The sequence below is a fragment of the Amycolatopsis sp. NPDC114484 genome, from assembly GCF_055633755.1.
Map to the genome: position 1 here is coordinate 60,396 of NZ_JBVKDQ010000021.1, position 18,214 is coordinate 78,609.

Consider the following 18,214-nt stretch of genomic DNA (forward strand, 5'->3'; position numbering starts at 1 on the left):
CTGTATAACGACCTATACAACGCGGCATTGATCACGAATCTGTCCCGTTCCCCGAGGTAACACCCGGTTCCGTTCCGCGATGGGCAAGCTGGGCCAGGGACGCGGGCGGACCGCGTGGGGTGAGGGGATGCGACGGTGAGTCCTGCCGGGAAGAAGGGCGTGCTGATCGGAGGCGCGCTGGCCGTGGTCGCGATCGTGGTGGCCGCGGTCGTGCTGCTCCGCGGAGGGGAATCGACGGCCGCCTCGCCAGGTTCGGAGCCGGCGTCAACCGCAGCGGAGCCCAACGACCCGTCCTCGGCGGCCCGCGGGTACCTGCTTGCCTTCGCCACGAAGGACGCCGACACCGCCAGCAAGGCGACCGACGCTCCGACGGATGCCTCCTCCGCGCTTCAGGACGCGTGGGCGACGCTTCGGCCCACGCAGCTGGCCGCCAAGCTCGGCGACGTCGGCGCGCCGCAGGGCGACAAAGCCACCGCGGCCTACACCGTCACCTGGAACCTCGGTTCCGGCCGCACCTGGACGTACTCCGGCTCCCTCGGTCTCGTCCAGGCGCAGGGCAAATGGCGGGTCCACTGGGCGCCGACGGTGCTGCACCCCAAGCTGGAAGCCGGGCAGCGGCTGGCGATCGCGTCCTCGGACATTCCGGCCGTGGTCGACCGCGACGGCAAACCGCTCGTCGTCTCCGGCGGCGGCGGGCTGAAACTGGCTGACGACAAGGCGTTCCCGCTGCTCCGCTCGGCGCTCACCGGGCACGGGCAGGCGTCCCAAGCCTTCGCGGTCGAGCGCGTGGACGCGTCGGGCAAGAACCTGGAGACGCTGTTCGGAAACCCCGAGGGCGACCACAAACCGGCGACCACCGGGCTCAGCGTCGCGACCCAGAACGCAGCTCAGGCAGCGGTCGACGGATATCGCGGCAAGGCGGTCCTCGTCGCGATCCAGCCGTCTTCCGGCGATGTGCTCGCCGTGGCGCAGAACAGCAACGTCACCAACGCGGCGTCGGCGTTCAGCGGCCAGTACGCGCCGGGTTCGACGTTCAAGATCGTCACCGCGACCGCGGCGCTGGAAGCCGGGCTGGTCACGCCGGATTCCTCGGTTCCGTGCCCGCTGACCGACCGGATCGGCACCCGCACGCTCTCCAACGAGGGTTTCGACCTCGGCACGACCACCGTGCACAAGGCGTTCGCGAAGTCCTGCAACACCACGTTCGCCCGGCTCGCGTCGCAGCTGCCCGCCGACGGGCTCGCGAAGGCGGCCACGCAGTTCGGCCTCAACGCCGACTTCGGGATCGGCGGCGCGTCCACCGAGCTGGGCCGCGTCGACCCGGCGGCGAGTGCGGACGAGCAGGTCGAGGACGGGATCGGGCAGGGAAAGGTACAGGTCAGCCCGATGGGAGCGGCGGTGATGGCGGCGACCGCGGCGTCCGGGCGCGCGGTCGTGCCGCGGCTGTGGGCGGACGGCACCAAGGTCAACACCGGCTACAACCCGCCGCCGTCGCCGGTGCTGTCGGCGCTGCGCGGGATGATGCGCGAGGTCGTCACCGGCGGCACGGCGACCGGTCTGGCGCACTCCGGCTCGGTGTTCGGCAAGACCGGCACCGCGCAGTTCGGCGACGGCGCGGAGGCGCACGGCTGGTTCGTCGGCTACCGCGGCGACCTGGCGTTCGCGGTGTTCCTGGAGGGGGCCAACGACTCCAAACCAGCCGTCTCGCTGGGCGCCAAGTTCCTCGACGCGCTGTAGCGCTTCGGTTCGGCCGCGGCCGAAGTATCCCCGCTCTACCGTGGAGGCATGGAAACCGTCGCCTTGGCCGAGGTCGCCGCCGTGCTCGCCGATCCGAGCCGGGCGACCATGTGTCTCGCGCTGCTGGACGGCCGCGCCTGGACTGTCGGCGAACTGGCCGCCGCGGCGCGGATCGCGGTCTCGACAGCCAGCGAGCACGTGACGCGATTGGCCGGCGCTGGGTTCGTGGCCCGGGTGAAGCAGGGGCGGCACGCGTACGTGCGGCTCGCGAATCCGCGGGTCGCGGAGCTGATCGAGCATCTGGCGCAGCACGCCGAACTGAAACGGCCGTCCGGGCTGCGGACTTCGTTGCGGGTACAGCGATTGTCGTTCGCGCGCAGTTGTTACGACCATCTCGCCGGGACGCTCGGGGTCGCTTTGCGGGACGGGATGGTCGAGCGGGGGCTGATCGACGTGTCGGACGGGCTCGCGCTCACCGACACCGGACGCGAGGTGCTGGCCGATCTCGGCGTGGCGGTCCCGGACCGGCCGCGGCGGCCGTTGCTGCGCGACTGTCTGGATTGGACAGAGCGGCGGGAGCACCTCGCCGGCGCGGTCCCGGCGGCGGTGCTGGAGCGGGCGGTCGAGGCGGGATGGCTGACGCGGGACCAGCAGCGCGCGGTCCGGGTGCTGCCTGGTGCGAGGGGTCCGTTCGCCGCGCTGGGTGTCGATCTCGCGACGGCGAGTGCCGCCGAGGCGTCGTAACACACCTGGGTGGTCCCCCGCACCGGTGGTGCGCGCTCGGGAACCGGACACTGCCTCACTATTCTGGACGCCTGCGGGCGACCGGGAGGGAGGCGGAGGAGTGGACGAGCTTCCCATGGTGCTGGGCGTCGGCGCGCTGGTCCTGGTCGTCTCGGTCGTCGCGGTGCGGGTGTCCATCCGGCTCGGATTCCCGTCGCTGCTGCTGTATCTCGGGATCGGCGTCGTGCTCGGCGAGGCCGGGTTCGGCATCCGCTTCGACAATCCGGCGCTCACCCAGTCCCTCGGGCTCGCCGCGCTCGTCCTGATCCTCACCGAGGGCGGGCTCACCACCCGCTGGTCCGCGGTGAAACCCTCGCTGGGGCCCGGAATCCTGCTGTCCACAGTGGCCGTGGTGATCAGCATCGCGGTCACCGGCGCGGCCCTGCACTGGCTGCTCGGCCTCGACTGGCGGCTCGCCCTGCTGTGGGGCGCGGTCCTCGCGTCCACCGACGCCGCGGCGGTGTTCTCCGTGCTGCGCACGGCCGGGGTCGGCAAACGGCTCGTCGGCGCGCTGGAGCTGGAGTCCGGCATCAACGACGCGCCCGCCTACATCGCGGTCGTCGTGCTCGCGTCCGGCGAGGCGGTCGACTGGTCGCTGCCGCTGCTGGTGGTCTACGAACTGCTCACCGGTCTCGTGCTCGGCCTCGCCTTCGGCTGGCTGGGCGCGCAGGCGCTGCGCCGGGCCGCGCTCCCGGCGACCGGTCTGTACCCGCTCGCCACGGTCGCGGTGTGCGTGCTCGCGTACTCCTCGGGGCAGCTGGCGCACGCGTCCGGCCTGCTGGCCACTTACGTCGCCGGCCTGGTGCTGGGGAATTCCAAGCTGCCGCACCGGTCGGACACCCTGTCGTTCGCCGAGGGGCTCGGCTGGCTCGCGCAGATCGGGCTGTTCGTGCTGCTCGGCCTGTTCGCGTCACCGACCCGGCTGCTCGAAACGCTCATCCCCGGCCTCGTCGCGGGTGCGGTGGTGCTCTTGCTCGCCCGGCCGCTGTCGGTGGTTTTGTCGCTGCTGCCGTTCCGATTGCCCTGGCGGGATCAGGCGTTCCTGTCCTGGGCGGGGCTCCGGGGCGCGGTGCCGATCGTGCTCGCGATGATCCCGCTGTCCGAGGGCGTGCCCGGCGCGCAACGGCTCGTGGACGCGGTGTTCGTGCTCGTCATCGTGCTCACCGTGCTGCAGGGCGCGACGCTCAGCCCGCTAGCGCGGATCCTCGGGCTGGCGAAGGCGACGCAGGCGCACGAGATCGAAGTCGACGCCGCGCCGCTCGACGAACTCGGCGCCGAACTGCTGCAGGTGCGCATCCAGAAGGGGTCGAAGCTGCACGGCGTGTACCTGTCGGAGCTGCGGTTGCCCGCCGGGGCGACGGTCAGTCTCGTGGTCCGCGGGGGTACTGCTTTCACCCCGCAGAAAACCAGCCGGTTGCAGGTCGAAGACCAGCTTCTGGTGGTCACGACGGCCGCCGACCGGGACGCGACCGAACGGCGCATCCGGGCGGTCGACCGGGCTGGTCGCCTCGCCCGCTGGCACGGGGAATCCGGGGCCTGACCCTTCTGTCCTTTGTGGACACTCGTGTGACCGCCGTCTCAGATCCCGGGACGGGTCTGGTTTCTTTCTCCGGTTGTCCGCTATCGTCGGTTTCAGGTCATGAGTGCCAGCGCGAAGCCCCGGCTTGCTGGCCGGCAACCCTCCTACCGCGGTGGGGTGCCCCGGGTGAGGACCAGGCCGGTCGCGCAGCGCGACGGGCAAGCGCGGGCCCCTCGCCGGGGGTCCCCCGGAACGCCGAGGAGGCACCGTCATGACTCTCGCACTCGACCGGTCCACGGAAACTGTTCCCACTGTTGCTGGTGCGGCGCTGCGCGTGCCGCTGGTGACCGGCGGCGACATCGGTTACGCCAACCTCGATCACGCGGCCAGCGCGCCGTGCCTGGACGCGGTGCGTTCGGCGGTGGACGAGTTTCTTCCGTGGTACGCCAGTGTGCATCGTGGTGCTGGGTTCGCCTCGCAGGTTTCCACGCGGTTGTACGAGCGGACGCGGGGTGTGCTGCGCCGGTTCGTGGACGCTCGCAGCGGCGACTCGGTGATCTTCACTCGCAACACGACCGATGCGTTCAACCTGCTGGCGAAGGCGTTGCCGCGTAAGACTTCTGTCGTGGTTTTCGACAGCGAGCACCATGCCGCGCTGCTGCCTTGGCGGGGGCCGAACGTTCGTCGGGTGCAGTTGCCGCGGACTCGGCTCGCCGCAGTGTCCGTTGTGGACGAAGCACTGGCGGAATGCCCGCAGGGGCCTCGGTTGGTGGTTGTCGCCGGGGCGTCGAACGTGACCGGTGAGTTGTTGCCGGTGGCGGAGATTGCCGCGGTGGCGCGGAAACATGGGGCTCGGGTGGCGTTGGACGCTGCCCAGCTCGCGCCGCATCGGCGGATTTCGTTGCGAGAGTTGGACGTCGACTACGTGGCGTTGTCCGGGCACAAGTTGTACGCGCCGTTCGGGGCTGGGGCGTTGATCGGGCGCAGCGACTGGTTGCGGGCTGCTGAGCCGTATCTCGCCGGTGGCGGCGCTACGAAGCTGGTGACTGAGGAAGCCGTGGTGTGGAACAGCGGCGAGGAGCGGCACGAGGCCGGGTCGCCTAATACCGTTGGGGTGTATGCGCTCGGGGTGGCTTGCGAGCAGCTGGCGGCGCAGTGGGATGCCGTGGGGGCGCATGAGGCTGCGTTGCTGGAGCGGTTGCGTAAGGGGCTCGCTGGGTTGCCCGGGTGTGCTGATCTGCGGTTTTTCGACGCGCCGGTGGATCGCGTCGGCACGGTGAGTTTTGTGGTCGACGGGTTTGAGCCCGGGTGGTTGGCGGCGGTGCTGTCGGCTGAGTACGGGATCGGGGTGCGGGACGGGGCGTTCTGCGCCCATGTGGCTGCTCGGCGGCTGATCCGCGAGGCCGGGGGCGAGGGCCAGCAGGCGGTTCGGGTGAGCCTTGGGTTGGGGAGTACCGAGGAACACGTGGACCGGTTGGTGCTGGCGTTGCGGCAGATCGTGGCCCGGGGGGCTCGGTGGGAGTACACGAAGGTGGACGGGCGGTGGGGGCCGGTGGGGGACACGCGGGAGTTGCCGGGGTTTTGCGCTTGATGGTGTGATCATGCTCCGAACTGTCTGATGTTTCCGGCAAGATGGCCTTGGAGGGTCAGCACGGAATCAGGCGAGGGGATGCATGCCTACCGAGATCGGACTGTGGCGGATCGAAGACGGGCAGCCGGTGCGGCTGCGATCCAGTGGGGCCCCGCTGGAGTCTCAGCTCGAGCAATTGATCGAAGTTGATCCAGACTCCTGGGTCCCCGATTGTTGCTGATCGGCCGCCAGGTGCCGACTAGCTTCGGCAAAATTGTCGACTTGCTCGCAGTCGACGGAGACGGCGCGTTGCACGTTCTGGAGTTGAAGCGTGACCGCACGCCGCGCGAAGTTGTCGCTCAAGTGCTCGACTACGGCTCGTGGGTCGCCGAGCTGACACACGACGATGTACTGCGGTTGTATGCCAGCTACAAGACCGAAAAGGCATTCGAGGAAGCGTTCGCGGAGAGGTTCGGCACCAACCCGCCGGAGGAGCTGAACACCGCCCACCGCTTGTCCGTAGTCGCAGCCGAGGCGGACGCCGCGACCGAGCGCATTGTCACGTACCTCAATACCGGCTACGGGGTGCCGATCAACGTCGTCTTCTTCCGGTACTACCGCGACGGCGGACATGAGTACCTTGCTCGCACCTGGCTGGTTGACGACAGCGCGACCCCGGCACGGCCAGCGTCGTCTCGTCGGGCAGCGAGCCGGGCGGAGTGGAACGGCAACGATTGGTATGTGTCCTTCGGGGAGGAAAAAGGCAGCCGGAACTGGGACGATGCCCGCCGTTACGGTTTCGTCTCTGCCGGAGGCGGGGTGTGGTACTCGCGTTCCCTAATCGCTCTCGGGGACCGGCCTGGTGCTCGGATTTTCGTAAATATTCCTAAGACCGGATACGTCGGAGTAGGGGTTGTCGCCGGTCCTGCGGTCACGTTCAGTGAAGCTGAAGTCGTTCTCGACGACGGTCCGCGCAGACTCGCCGACTGTCAACTCGACGGAACGTACCGACGTACGGGCGAGACCGACGACACGGCGGAGTACGTCGTGCCAGTCGAGTGGGTGGCTACTCGCGACCGAACAGAAGGTTTTTGGCAGAGCGGCATGTTCGCCAATCAGCACAGCGCCTGCCGTCTCAGCAACAAATTCACCATCGACCGATTGACAGAACACTTCAAACTCGACGATGAGGACGGCGATTCGGAAGATTAGGGTGCCTGGGTAGTGGCGTCAGCGCCGCTGCCGCGTGCGGGAACGCGCCATCCCGCGCTTTCTGTCGGGCTGGGTGGGGCTAGTTGAGCTTCGCAGGCCGAGCGGATTGCCTCTTTGATTTGTTTTTCTGTGCGTCCCCAGCCGCCGTCCCACTCTTCGTCCAGCAGCCAGACCTGGGCGAGTGGCGAGGCGGTGGCGCTTTCCGCGTAATCGGTGCGGACGATGATCGCGTGCAGGGCGTTCAGCAGGCCGCGTTCGGTGAGGTGGCCGTTGAGGAGCATTCGGGCCAGGTGGGCGAAGGCGACGGGGGCGGCGTCGGACTTGGTGGGGATGGGAGTGTGGCAGTCGGCCAGGGCGGACTGCTGCACGTCGTGGATTTCTCGCGGTTCGGTCCGGGAGAGGCCCGCCAGGCGACGCAGGTGTTCGCCGTCTTCGCCGTTGGTTAGCCAGTGGGCCGCGAACAGGGGGAGGTCGTCGGTGGGGGACAGGTCCAGGGCGATCCAGGCGGCGGCTACCGCGGGGGTGGGGATCTCGGCGGGCATGGGTACGAGGATGGCGGGAGGGGGCGCGCGGGGCGAATGAATTCGGGCCGGGGGCTGCCGCTGTGACCTGGTCGGGCGCGGTTGTGGACAATGGGGGTGTGAGCACCGATCCTTCGCCGTCCGAATCCGAGGTCGAGCCGTCTGCGGAACCGCCTGAGCAGGGGGTCGCTGAGGAGAGCCCGGCGGAAGCCCCGCTGCCCAAGCGGCGGGTCTGGGTGGTGTTCGCGGTCGCGGCGCTGCTGTGGGCGATCGACCTGATCACCAAGAACCTCGTGGTCGCCAATCTCGAGGGCAAGGAACCGAAGCCGATCCTCGGCGGGCTGATCTACCTGCAGGTGATCCGCAACCCGGGCGCCGCGTTCTCGATGGCGACCGGCATGACCTGGGTGCTCGCGCTGGTCGCGATCGGCGTCGTGATCGCGATCGTGTGGATCTCGCGCAGGCTGCGCTCGGTCGGCTGGGCGATCGGCCTCGGGCTCGTGCTCGCCGGCGCGCTCGGCAACCTGACCGACCGGTTCTTCCGCGAGCCCGGACCGCTGCGCGGGCACGTCGTGGACTTCATCTCCGCGTTCGCGCCCAACGGGCAGGGCTTCGCGATCTTCAACATCGCCGACTCCGCGATCTGCGTCGGCGGCGCGCTGATCGTGCTGCTGTCCCTGCTCGGCAAGGACTACGACGGCACCACCACCCGAGGCAAGAAGAAGGAAACCGCGTGAGCGCGCGCATGCTGCCCGTCCCCGACGGGCTCGACGGAATGCGCGTCGACGCCGGGCTGGCCAAACTGCTCGGCCTCTCCCGCACCGCGGTCGCCGACCTCGCGGCGGCGGGCGACGTGCTCCTCGACGGCCGTCCGGCGGGCAAATCCGACCGGCTGTCCGCGGGCGGGCTGCTCGAGGTGACGTTGCCGGAACCGGAGCGTCCGGCGGAAATCGTCGCGGAGCCGGTCGACGGCATGAAGATCCTGCACGATGACGACGACATCGTGGTGATTTCGAAACCGATCGGCGTCGCCGTGCACCCGAGCCCTGGCTGGACCGGCCCGACGGTCGTCGGCGGGCTCGCCGCGGCCGGGCTGCGCGTCTCGACGTCCGGCGCGGCCGAACGGCAGGGCGTCGTGCACCGGCTCGACGCGGGCACCACCGGGGTGATGGTGGTGGCCAAGAGCGAGCACGCGTACACCGTGCTGAAGCGGGCGTTCAAGGAACGGACCGTCGACAAGGGCTACCACGCCGTCGTGCAGGGCCACCCCGACCCGACGCGCGGCACCATCGACGCCCCGATCGACCGCCATCCGCGGCACGACTACAAGTTCGCGGTCGTCGCGGGCGGACGGCCGAGCGTCACGCACTACGAGGTGGTCGAGGCGTTCCGGGCGGCTTCGCTGGCGCACGTGAAGCTGGAAACCGGGCGCACCCACCAGATCCGCGTGCACTTCTCCGCGCTCCGGCACCCGTGCGCCGGGGACCTGACCTACGGAGCGGACCCGGTGCTGGCCCGGAAACTCGGCCTGACCCGCCAGTGGCTGCACGCGCGGACGCTGGGTTTCGCGCATCCGGCGGACGGCCGGTGGGTCGAGTTCGAGGCGGAGTACCCGGACGATCTGGCCCGTGCGCTGGAGATCTTGCGGGACGGGAACTAACCGGCTAGTCGACGGCCCAGGTCAAGGTGCGCTCGTCCGGTTCGGGCCGCGGGCTCCAGCGCACCGAGACCACCCGCGTCGCGGTGGGCAGGACGTAGACAGTGTGCCCGCCGAGCGTCTCGCCCGGCTGCACGCCGATCTTGTGCGGCGGCCGGGACGTGAGCGAAACCGGGGCCTTCGCGACGGTCTCGCCGGTGTCGGTGACGAGCTCGAGATAATTGTCCGGCAGCGAGGCGAACGGAATCGGCCCGCGGTTGGTGATCTCGGTGTGCACGACGACCGCGCGCTCGCCGTCCTCGAGCCGGTAGCCGGCCGCGCCGAAGAGGAAGTCGGCGGGATCCTGGACTTCCAGCAGCTGCACGGAAAGCTGTTCCCCCTCAAGCCCCTGGGACGGCATCGTCTCGCCGATCCGCCCCTGTTTCGCCGGCGCGGCGGCGGGCCGGGGCTCGTCGCCGCGGGCCCAGGACGCGGTCTGCGGGACGCCCCACGTGCTGACGACCGGATCCGGGGCCGGGTACGGCCCGGACTGTCCATTGTGGACGTTCGAGGGATGCGGCGTTCCGGTCTGCGCGGGGGAGTACGCGCCGGACATCCCGTTCGGCGCCGGGGGATACGCGCCCGATATCCCGGCCGGTCCCGGGGAGTGCGCACCGGACATCCCGGCCATTCCCGGGGCGTACGCGCCGGACATCCCAGCGGGGCCAGGTGCGGGGATCCCGGTCTGTCCGGGCGGATACGCGCCGGAGATTCCGGGGCCTGGCGAACTTGATCCTGTTGCCGGGATCCCGGATTGCCCCGGCGGATACGCGCCGGAGATCGCGGGGCCGTGCTGCCCTGGTGCGGGGATCCCGGTTTGCCCCGGCGGGTAGGCGCCGGAAGTCCCGGGGCCGGGCAGGCCGTGCTGTCCCGGCGGATGCGGGCCGGAATGCCCCGGCATCCCGGCCGATTCGGGGCCGGGGATCCCGGACTGCGCGGGCGGGTGCGGACCGGACGCGCCGGGAGAGCCGCCGGGCATCCCGGGAGGCTGTGCCCCGGCCATCCCGCCGGAAGCCGGAATCCCGGACGACGCCGGGCCATTCGGCATCGGCGCCCCCGACGGCATCGAGCCCGGCGCCGACGCGGGTCCGGACGGCATCGGGCCGGGCATCCGGGAACCCTGCGGCACCGGCCCGGCCGCGGCGGGGAACGGCACCGATCCGGGCCCGCCCGGATACCCCGGGGCCTGCGGACGCTGCCACGACGCCGGAGCCCCGGAAATCGCCGCGCGAAGACCGTTGGGGTCGCTCTCGACCCCGACCAGCAGCGGCAACCCGCTGCCGGACAGCGCGACCAGCCGGTAGGCGACCTCGCGCGGATCCATCCCGACCTTCGCCGCCAGCTCGTGCACAGCCCCCTTGCCCAGCTCGGCGAGCGCGGCGAGCAGGCGGATGTCGGCGGGATCGGTCACGGCCACTCCGGCAACGCTACCGCCTCGCCCGCCGGACCCGGCCGTGCCGCTCCGTCCGGCGTGCCCCGCGCCACCGCGGCGGGCGGCGAGCTGCGGAGGGGTCGGGTCGTGTCTCCGGGACTGCGCGAGACGGACCTGGCCATACCTCCGTGCCCGCGCCACCGCGACGGACGGCGAGTCGCGGAGGGGGCAGGCGGTGTCTCCGGGACTGCGCGAGACGGACCTGGCCATACCTCCGTGCCCGCGCCACCGCGACGGTCGGCGAATCGCGGGGTGGTCGGGTCGTGTCTCCGGGACTGCCCGAGACGGACCCCGCCACACCTCCGTGCTCGCGCCACCGCGACGGACGGCGAATCGCGCCGGGGCCAGGGCCGTGTCTCCCGGACCGCCGAGCCGGACCCGGGTGCCGCTCCACCCCAGCGAATCGCGCCCCCATCAGCCGCAACCCGCCCGGTCGCCCCGTCCCGCCCGGCCGGTGCTGCCCGGCGAGAGGGAACCAGCCACACGGGCCCCAACCGAGCCCCAGGTTCCACGCCCCGGAACGTCCCCGCCGCCGGACGGAGGCCGACGGCCCCGGACACGGGCGTGCGCACCCCCGTCTCGATTAGGGTCGGAATCGCACCTTCTCCGCCTACCCTGGGGGTCCACGCCGATGTCCGTCGTTTCCGATCTCGCCGACGAGCTCGTCGAGGCGTCGTTCGACCATGAACCGCTCGACGCCGCCATTCTCGGCATCCGGCCGGACGCGCCGGGGCTCGGCGATCCGTCGGCCGCGGCGGAGGCGGCGTTCCGCGAAAAAATCCTCGCTCTCCGGGAGCGCGCGGAGGCGATCGATCCGGCCGGGCTCGGAGAAGCCGATCGCGTCACTCGCGACGTCCTGCTCAGCTCAGTCGACGGAAGCCTCGACCGGATCGACAGCCGGGCCGTCGACTTCACCGTCACCGACCTGTTCGTCGGCCCCGCCTCCGGGCTCCTGTCCGCGCTGCCGATGATCACGGTCACCGCGGAAACCGCGGAGGCACATCTCGGACGGCTCGCCGAGATCCCCGCGTACCTCCGTGCCGTCGCGCAACGCCACCGCGACGGGATCGCCGCTGGTCTCCTGCCGATCGAACGCCTGGTCAAGGCCGCGATCGCGCACCTCGACCGCTACCTGGCCGAGCCCGAGAACGACCCGCTGCTGCGCCAGCCCGCCCCGGACGAGGACTTCGCCGCCCGCCGCGAGCAGATCCTCCGCGACGTCGCCCGGCCCGGTTTCCGCGAGTACCGCGACTTCCTCGAGGCCGAGGTCCTCCCGCACGGCCGCCCGGACGACAAGGCAGGCGTCTCCTGGCTCCCCGGCGGCGCCGAGATCTACGCCCGCCTCGCCCGCACCCACACCACCAGCGACCGCACCCCGCAGGAGCTGCACGACACCGGCCTCGCGGTGATCGCCGGCCAGGTCGAGCAGTACCGGGCCCTCGGCGAGCGCGTGTTCGGCACCCGCGAGCTGCCGGAGATCTTCGAGCGGCTGCGCACCGACCCGAAGCTCCGCTGGACGAGCGCCGAAGACCTCCTCGACACCGCCCGCACGGCGATTTCCCGCGCCGCGGCCGAGGCGCCGAACTGGTTCGGCCACATCCCGCAGCACCCGTGGACCGTCGAGGCGGTGCCGGAGGACTCCGCGCCCGGCGCGCCCCCGGCGTACTACATGCCGCCCGCCGCCGACGGGTCCCGGCCGGGCGTCTACTTCGCCAACACCTACCAGGCCACCGAGCGGTTCCGGCACACCGCCGAGGTCATCGCGTTCCACGAGGCGATCCCGGGCCACCACTTCCAGCTCAGCACCGCGCTCGACCTCACCGACCTGCCGTTGCTGCGCCGCATCGGCAACTTCACCGCGTACGCCGAGGGCTGGGGCCTCTACACCGAGCGCCTCGCCGACGAGATGGGCCTGTACTCCGAGGACGTGTCGCTGCTCGGCATGCTGACGATGGAGTCGATGAGGGCCGGCCGGCTGGTAGTCGACACCGGGCTGCACGCGCTGGGCTGGAGCCGTCAGCAGGCGGTCGACTACCTGCTGGAGCACACACCGATGGCGCAGGTCGAGATCGAGGCCGAGGTCGACCGGTACCTCGGTTACCCGGGCCAGGCGCTCGCGTACATGGTGGGGCGGCTGGAAATCGAGCGGCTGCGCAAGCAGGCCGAACAGCGGCTCGGCAGCCGGTTCGACATCAAGGCGTTCCACGACACCGTCCTCTCCGGCGGCTCCCTGCCGCTGTCGGTGCTGGACGCCGTGGTCACCGAATGGGTGGCCGGCCACGGCGACACCGTCCTCGGCTTGGCCGACGAACTGGTCGAGCTGAGCTTCGAGGCGGAGCCTCTGGAGCGGACCGTCCTCGGTCTTCCCGGCGACCACACCAAGCTCGCCGACCCGAGTCTCGCCGCGGCCGAGCGCCACCGGGCCGCGTACGCCGCGATCGCCGAGCGCGCCGACGCGATCGACCCGGCCGGGCTGACCGCGTCCGAGGTCATCACCCGCGAGGTGGTGCGCACGCACGCCCGCGGCGCGATCGACACGATCGACTCGCGGCTGTCCGGGTTCGCGGTGAGCGACGGGTTCAGCTCGCCCGCGCTGAACCTCATGACCATCCTCCCCGCGCTGGTCCCGGACAACGCGGCCAAGGCGGGCGACTACCTCAGCAGGCTCGCGGCGATCGGCGGCTACCTCGACGCGGTGATCGAGGCCCAGCGGACGACCGTCGCGGACGGGTTCGCGCCGCCGGACTTCCTGGTGCGCACCGGGATCGAGTACGTCGAGCGCTACCTCGCGAACGAGGAGGGCGACCCGTTCGCGGTCACGCCGACGGTCGAGGTCGAGGGCTTCGCGGCGGAGCGCGACCGGCTGCTCGCCGAGGTCGTGCGGCCCGCGTATCGACGCTACCGCGACTTCCTCGCCGAGGTTGTGCTGCCGGTTTCGAAGACGGACAGCCAGCCGGGCATCAGCCACCTGCCGGGCGGGCTGGAGAAGTACCAGGGCCTGATCCGCGCGCACACCACCACCGACCGCACCGCGCAGGAGCTGCACGACACCGGTCTGCGCATGGGCGAAAAACTGGCCGAGGAGTACCGCGAACTGGGCACCCGCGTGTTCGGCACCGGGGAACTGGCGGAGATCTTCGACCGCCTCCGCAACGACCCGGAGCTGCGCTGGCGCGACGGCGAGGAGCTGCTGGAAGGCGCGCGGGCGGCCATCGTCCGGGCGGAAGCCGTTGCCCCGCAATGGTTCTCCCGGGTGCCGGACGCGAAGTGCGAGGTCGAGCCGGTCCCGGAGGCGGACGCGGCGAGCGGCACCATCGCCTACTACCTGCAGGCGGCGTTCGACGGTTCCCGGCCCGGCACGTACTACGCGAACACCTACGAGGCGAATTCGCGGCCGCGCTTCACCAGCGAGGGGATCGCGTTCCACGAAGCCGTTCCCGGACACCACTTCCAGCTCACCTTCGCGCAGGAACTCACCGATCTGCCGCTGCTGCGCCGGATCGCGCCGTTCAACGCCTACATCGAGGGCTGGGGCCTGTACGCGGAGCGCCTCGCCGACGAGATGGGCCTGTACTCCGACGACATCGCCCGCTTCGGCATGCTCGCCCAGGACTCCATGCGGGCCGGCCGGCTCGTGGTCGACACCGGCCTGCACGCGCTGGGCTGGAGCCGTCAGCAGGCGGTCGACTACCTGGTGGAGCACACGCCGATGGCGAAGATGGAGATCGAGGCCGAGATCGACCGGTACGTCGCGAATCCGGGCCAGGCGCTGAGCTACATGGTGGGGCGGCTGGAAATCCAGCGCGTCCGCGCCGAGGCCGAACAGGCGCTCGGGGACCGGTTCGACATCCGCGCGTTCCACGACGTCGTACTGGGCAACGGAATCCTCCCGCTGTCCGCATTGGACACCGTGGTCGGCGCGTGGATCGCGGAGGCTTCCGCGTGACCTGGCTCGATCTTCCGCCGGACACCCTCTTCGGCCTCGACAACCTGCCCTACGGCGTCTTCTCGCACGGCGAGCGGGCCCGTCGGGCGGGCGTCGCGATCGGAGACCAGGTGCTCGACCTGAGCGCGGCGGCCGAGGGGGAGTCCTTCGGCCGCCTGCTCGCCGCGGGCGTGCTGAACCCGTTGCTCGCCGCCGGCCCGGACACCTGGGCCGACGTGCGGGCGCGGGTCCGCGAATGGCTCACCGAACCGCGCCACGCCGACCGGATCCGGCCGCATCTGGTGCCCCGCACCGAAATCACGAGCCATCTGCCGGTGGAGGTCGCGGACTACGTCGACTTCTACTCCAGCGAACAGCACGCGCTCAACGCCAGCCGGATCTTCAGCGGCGGCGACGAGCTGGTGCCGCCGAACTGGCGGCACCTGCCGATCGGCTACCACGGCCGGGCAGGCACGGTCGTCGCGTCCGGCACGCCGGTGATCCGCCCCTCCGGGCAATGGAAATCTCAGCGCGCGGAGAAGCCGTCGTTCGGCACCTCCCGACGGCTCGACTTCGAGGCCGAGGTCGGTTTCGTCGTCGGCGTGGGCTCCGAACAGGGCGCTCCGGTGCCGATCGACGAGTTCCCGCGGCACGTGTTCGGCGTCTGCCTGGTCAACGACTGGTCGGCGCGCGACCTGCAGGGGTGGGAAATGCAGCCGCTCGGGCCGTTCCTGGGCAAATCGTTCGCCACGTCCATGTCGCCGTGGCTGGTCCCGCTCGCCGCGCTGGAGCACGCCCGGGTCCCGCAGCCCGCGCAGGACCCGGAGCCGTTCGAGTACCTGCGTGCGGCCGAGCCGTGGAACCTGGATCTGGCGCTGGAGATCCGGATCAACGGTCACCTCGTGTCCAGCCCGCCGTTCGCCACGCAGTACTGGACGGCCGCGCAGCAGCTCGCCCACCTCACGGTGAACGGCGCGAGCCTGCGCACCGGCGACCTGTACGCGTCCGGCACGGTCACCGGCCCGGCGAAGGACCAGCGCGGCTCGCTGCTGGAGCTGAGCTGGGGCGGTCGCGAACCGCTCGCGCTCGGCGGCAGCGGCGAGACACGCGCGTTCCTGGAAGACGGCGACGAGGTCGTCATCAGCGCCTCCGCCCCGGGTCCAGGCGGTGCCCGGATCGGCTTCGGCGAGGTGCGCGGAACGGTGGCGCCCGCTGTGGTGTGACCCACGCCGTAGCGTCGTCACCCGAGCGGCCGCATAATGAGCAAACGCTTAGTCACAGTCGACCGGCACGGGAATGAGGGATCGATGAGGATCGGCACCGGCGTCAGCTACTCGGGCGGGTTCGCCGAAAGCGTCGCGGACATCGTGGAGCTGGAACGGGTCGGGCTCGACATCGTGTTCGTCCCCGAGGCCTACAGCTTCGACGCGGTGAGCCAGCTCGGCTACCTCGCCGCGAAGACCGAGCGCGTCGGCCTGATGTCGGGGATTTTCCAGATCTACACCCGCACCCCGAGCCTCACCGCGATGACCGCGGCCGGGCTGGACTTCGTGTCCGACGGCCGCTTCACCCTCGGCCTCGGCGCGTCCGGGCCGCAGGTCATCGAGGGTTTCCACGGCGTGAAGTACGACGCGCCGATCGGCCGCACCCGCGAGATCATCGAGATCTGCCGCCAGGTGTGGAAGCGCGAGCGCGTCGTGCACGAGGGCAAGCACTACACGATCCCGCTGCCCGCCGATCAGGGCACCGGCCTCGGCAAGCCGCTCAAGCTGATCAACCACCCGGTGCGCGAGCGGATCCCGGTCGTGCTCGCCGCGCTCGGGCCGAAGAACGTCGCGCTCGCCGCCGAGGTCGCCGAGGGCTGGCAGCCGATCTTCTTCCACCCGGAGAAGGCCGCCGACGTCTGGGGCGCCTCGCTGGCCGAGGGCAAGGCCAAGCGCGACCCGGAGCTGGGCGAGCTGGACGTGTTCGCCGCGCCGCCGCTGGCGATCGGCGACGACGTCGATCACCTGCTCGACTGGGTCCGCCCGGTGTTCGCGCTGTACATCGGCGGGATGGGCGCGCGCGGCAAGAACTTCTACAACACGCTCGCCTGCAACTACGGCTACGAGGCCGAGGCCAAGAAGATCCAGGACCTCTACCTCGACGGCAAGAAGGAAGAAGCCGCCGCGGCGGTCCCGACGGAGCTGCTGCGCGCCACCTCGCTGGTGGGTCCGGCGGGGTATGTGAAAGAGCGGCTGGCGGCGTTCAAGGAGGCGGGGGCGACGACCCTGGCGGTCAACCCGCTGCAGCCCGGACGCGAGGCGCGAGTGGCCGCCGTCGCCAAACTGAAGGAGCTGCTCGGCTAGGTCCGCTATGATGCGGACTACTGAGAGTGTGAAAGAACCGCACTTCAGGTCGATGCCGCCGTCGAAATGCCGTCAACTCCCCGCGCGGGACGCGAATTCGGGAGTAAGAACGGGTTCAACGGGGAATCCGGGCGGGGCGAAAGCGAGGTAGGCCGGGCTGTGCGCAGAATCGAAGGATCCGCCGCTGCGGTGCTGGACGTCGGGTCGTTCAGTGCCCGGCTTGTCGTGCTCGAACCCGGCGGATCCCCGATCGACCCGGCGCTGACGCACCAGACCCGGCTGCGGCTCGACCGCGAACTCGACGACGACGGACGGCTCAGCACCTGCGGCATCGCGGCGATCGCGAAGGCCGTTTCCAGCGGGATGGAGTTCGCCCGCGAGCACGGTGTCAAGGACGTGTTCCCGCTGGCCACGTCGTCAATCCGGGACGCGGTCAACTCCCGCGAAGCGGTCCGCGAGGTCGCTCGCGAAACCGGCGTCGAACTGCGGTTCCTCTCCGGCCGCCGGGAGGCGGAGCTGACCTATGTCGGCGCGCGCCGCTGGTACGGCGCGTCCGGCGGCCCGCTGCTGGCGCTCGACATCGGCGGCGGCACAGTCGAGCTGTCGGCCGGATCCGGCGAACAGGCCACCTTCGCGCGGTCGCTGCCTCTGGGTGCCCGCTCGGTCACGCGCGACTGGCTCCCCGCGGAACCGCCGGTGCGCAGCAAGCACGTGGGTGCGCTGCGTGACCACGTGCTGGAGGAAGTCGCCGCCGCCTTGGGCGACGTGAAGGACGAACTGGCCGAACACCGGGTGGTCGGCTGCTCCAAGGTGCTGCGGCAGCTGGCCCGGCTGGCGGGCGACCGGCCGGGCAAGGCACGCGAACTGCACCTGGACGACGTGCGCGCGTGGATCCCGAGGCTGTCGGCGATGCCGTTCGCGCGGCGGGCGCAGTTGCCCGGGATTTCGCGGCAGCGGGCCCAGCAGGCGCTGGGCGGCGCGGTGGTCGCGGAGGCGCTGCTGACGGTCGCGGGCGGGAAGCTGTCGATCTGCCCGTGGTCGACGCGAGACGGGCTGTTGCTGACGTTGTTGGATCAGCTCACGGACGCGACCGGTAAGCAGCGATCGCGTCCGGCCGCGTGAACTCCCTGGTGCGAGGGCGATAAACCGGGTATCCCGGAACCATGACCCCGCGCAGCGAATTCCTTCCCCGTGACCGGTCCGAGGACGAAGACGAGCCGCCGTTCCCGGCGCGCCGGAAGAAGACTGAGCTGCCCGACTCGGACGAGCTGCCCGGCGAGGTGGCCACCGCGCCGGGGCCGGATCTGAGCCCCTCCCGGACGGACGACGTGCCGCGGGTGCCGGGCACGGACGAAACGCCGTCGTGGGGGGTGGGGGGGGGGGTTGACGGTGTGCACACTCACAAGCAGAAGGTGGCCGGGACGGCCAGACCCCCATGCATGGTGGGGGGGGAAGGGGAGGAGAAGCAATA

The 18,214-nt window shown here is 70.9% G+C and carries 14 protein-coding genes and 1 riboswitch; of the genes, 12 read left to right on the plus strand and 2 right to left on the minus strand.

Annotated features, from left to right (window positions below; translation table 11 throughout):
* The first annotated feature begins 135 nt into the window (after positions 1 to 135).
* From ACZ7SW_RS36425 to ACZ7SW_RS36445, 5 genes are all read left to right on the plus strand, one after another.
* Complete coding sequence (locus ACZ7SW_RS36425; RefSeq protein ID WP_470234907.1) at positions 136 to 1,737, plus strand: penicillin-binding transpeptidase domain-containing protein; 1,602 nt, start codon at positions 136 to 138, stop codon at positions 1,735 to 1,737.
* 48 nt (positions 1,738 to 1,785) lie between these two features.
* Positions 1,786 to 2,481: an ArsR/SmtB family transcription factor gene (locus ACZ7SW_RS36430; protein ID WP_470234908.1), complete on the plus strand. Its 696-nt coding sequence runs from the start codon at positions 1,786 to 1,788 to the stop codon at positions 2,479 to 2,481.
* Between the two features lie 100 nt (positions 2,482 to 2,581).
* The gene (locus tag ACZ7SW_RS36435; RefSeq protein ID WP_470234909.1) at positions 2,582 to 4,060 is read left to right on the plus strand and encodes a potassium/proton antiporter; all 1,479 of its coding nucleotides are present in this window, start codon (positions 2,582 to 2,584) and stop codon (positions 4,058 to 4,060) included.
* Between the two features lie 95 nt (positions 4,061 to 4,155).
* Positions 4,156 to 4,270, plus strand: a riboswitch (SAM riboswitch).
* A gap of 40 nt (positions 4,271 to 4,310) precedes the next feature.
* Positions 4,311 to 5,630 (plus strand): aminotransferase class V-fold PLP-dependent enzyme, encoded by a 1,320-nt coding sequence (locus tag ACZ7SW_RS36440; protein WP_470234910.1) that lies wholly within the window; start codon positions 4,311 to 4,313, stop codon positions 5,628 to 5,630.
* A 261-nt stretch (positions 5,631 to 5,891) separates the two neighbouring features.
* Positions 5,892 to 6,821, plus strand: a complete 930-nt coding sequence (locus ACZ7SW_RS36445; protein ID WP_470234911.1) for a hypothetical protein — start codon at positions 5,892 to 5,894, stop codon at positions 6,819 to 6,821.
* Here ACZ7SW_RS36445 and ACZ7SW_RS36450 read toward each other — a convergent pair.
* Positions 6,818 to 7,363: a hypothetical protein gene (locus ACZ7SW_RS36450; RefSeq protein WP_470234912.1), complete on the minus strand. Its 546-nt coding sequence runs from the start codon at positions 7,361 to 7,363 to the stop codon at positions 6,818 to 6,820. The genes ACZ7SW_RS36445 and ACZ7SW_RS36450 overlap by 4 nt on opposite strands.
* A 98-nt stretch (positions 7,364 to 7,461) precedes the next feature.
* On the opposite strand from ACZ7SW_RS36450, the gene lspA reads away from it, so the two are divergent.
* A complete protein-coding gene (gene lspA, locus ACZ7SW_RS36455) occupies positions 7,462 to 8,079 on the plus strand; it encodes a signal peptidase II (RefSeq protein WP_470234913.1) in 618 nt (205 codons plus the stop codon).
* Positions 8,076 to 9,002, plus strand: coding sequence for an RluA family pseudouridine synthase (locus ACZ7SW_RS36460; protein WP_470234914.1), 927 nt, complete (start codon positions 8,076 to 8,078; stop codon positions 9,000 to 9,002). Before lspA ends, ACZ7SW_RS36460 begins: the two co-directional genes overlap by 4 nt.
* Positions 9,003 to 9,006: 4 nt before the next feature.
* On the opposite strand, the gene ACZ7SW_RS36465 is transcribed toward ACZ7SW_RS36460, so the two are convergent.
* The gene (locus tag ACZ7SW_RS36465) at positions 9,007 to 10,017 is read right to left on the minus strand and encodes an AsnC family protein (protein ID WP_470234969.1); all 1,011 of its coding nucleotides are present in this window, start codon (positions 10,015 to 10,017) and stop codon (positions 9,007 to 9,009) included.
* 1,084 nt (positions 10,018 to 11,101) lie between these two features.
* Here ACZ7SW_RS36465 and ACZ7SW_RS36470 point away from each other — a divergent pair.
* The 5 genes from ACZ7SW_RS36470 to ACZ7SW_RS36490 form a co-directional block, all read left to right on the plus strand.
* Complete coding sequence (locus ACZ7SW_RS36470; RefSeq protein ID WP_470234915.1) at positions 11,102 to 14,416, plus strand: DUF885 domain-containing protein; 3,315 nt, start codon at positions 11,102 to 11,104, stop codon at positions 14,414 to 14,416.
* On the plus strand, positions 14,413 to 15,618 hold the full coding sequence (gene fahA / locus ACZ7SW_RS36475; RefSeq protein WP_470234916.1) for a fumarylacetoacetase: 1,206 nt from the start codon (positions 14,413 to 14,415) through the stop codon (positions 15,616 to 15,618). Before ACZ7SW_RS36470 ends, fahA begins: the two co-directional genes overlap by 4 nt.
* Before the next feature lie 84 nt (positions 15,619 to 15,702).
* Positions 15,703 to 16,743, plus strand: a complete 1,041-nt coding sequence (locus ACZ7SW_RS36480; RefSeq protein WP_470234917.1) for an LLM class F420-dependent oxidoreductase — start codon at positions 15,703 to 15,705, stop codon at positions 16,741 to 16,743.
* A 159-nt stretch (positions 16,744 to 16,902) separates the two neighbouring features.
* Positions 16,903 to 17,865 (plus strand): Ppx/GppA phosphatase family protein, encoded by a 963-nt coding sequence (locus ACZ7SW_RS36485; RefSeq protein ID WP_470234918.1) that lies wholly within the window; start codon positions 16,903 to 16,905, stop codon positions 17,863 to 17,865.
* A gap of 41 nt (positions 17,866 to 17,906) precedes the next feature.
* Positions 17,907 to 18,214 (plus strand): hypothetical protein (locus tag ACZ7SW_RS36490; RefSeq protein ID WP_470234919.1); only part of this gene is annotated, 308 nt, incomplete at its 3' end.